This window comes from Burkholderia sp. AU45251 (genome assembly GCF_030482905.1).
Lineage (GTDB): Bacteria > Pseudomonadota > Gammaproteobacteria > Burkholderiales > Burkholderiaceae > Burkholderia > Burkholderia aenigmatica.
This window is the reverse complement of the sequence record NZ_JAUJQH010000079.1, coordinates 1-941: the sequence shown is the minus strand read 5'-3', so window position 1 is coordinate 941 and position 941 is coordinate 1. Positions and strand designations below refer to the sequence as shown.

Sequence of the window (941 nt, the reverse complement as noted above, 5' to 3'; positions counted from 1 at the left end):
ACCGACTGTTCGACCATCTTGGCAGCCTGTTCAAGGTCAGCGGGACGCTGCAGCAGGAACTCCCCCTTGAGGATGCCGTTGACCCGCTCAGCCAGCGCGTTCTGATAGCAGTCGTAGCCGTCGGTCATCGAACAGCGCAGGCCGTGACGTCGATGGATGTCCTGATAGTAGGTCGAGCAGTACTGAACCCCGCGATCGGAGTGATGGATCAATGGCTGACGGGTCTGGCGCCTGCGCAATGCCTTCTTCAGCGCCTGGCTGACCTGCTCGGTTTGCAGGCTATCGTGAACGTGATGACCGACGATCTTGCGCGAGAACGCATCCGTGACGAGACTCAAATACACAAACCGGCCCGCCGTCGGCAGGTACGTGATGTCGGCCACCCACACCTGTTCAGGTCCAGTCGGCACGATCTGATCCGGCCCGGCTTTCAGCAGATTCGGATGACGTCGGAAGCGATGATGGCTTTGCGTCGTCTTGTGATACGCCCGATGTGGCGCGACGAGCAGCCGGGCAGCGCGCAGCACATCGAACAGCCCGTCTCGCCCCAGCTTGATGCCGCGCTCGATCAATGCAGGCCCGAGCAGATGATGCAATTTCCGTGTCCCGAGTCTAGGCTGGCGCAGTCGTACATCTCGCACTAGCGTGGTCACGGTTTCGGCTTGCGAGCAACGACGCTCCTCACTTCGACAACGCTTGTAATACGCTTGGCGGCTGATGCCCATGTAGCGGCAGGCTCGCTCGACGCTCAGCTTTTCGATCCGCTTTTGCGCGACGACCTGCCCGAAGGCTTTTTTACGGTGATCCCGTAGTCCTTGCGCATCACGTCGATCACCGCCTCGAACAGCGCGGCTTTCTCCTGCGCTTCTCGCAACTGCGTCTCCAACTCTTTGATGCGCTGCTCCGGTGTGAGTGGCTTTGAGTCTGGCTTTGGCATGGTG

Annotated in this window: 1 pseudogene; it reads right to left on the bottom strand. The window is 60.3% G+C overall.

Going from position 1 to position 941, the window contains the following annotated elements:
* Nucleotides 1-941: pseudogene (locus QZM67_RS39815) on the bottom strand (IS3 family transposase); the annotation flags it as partial.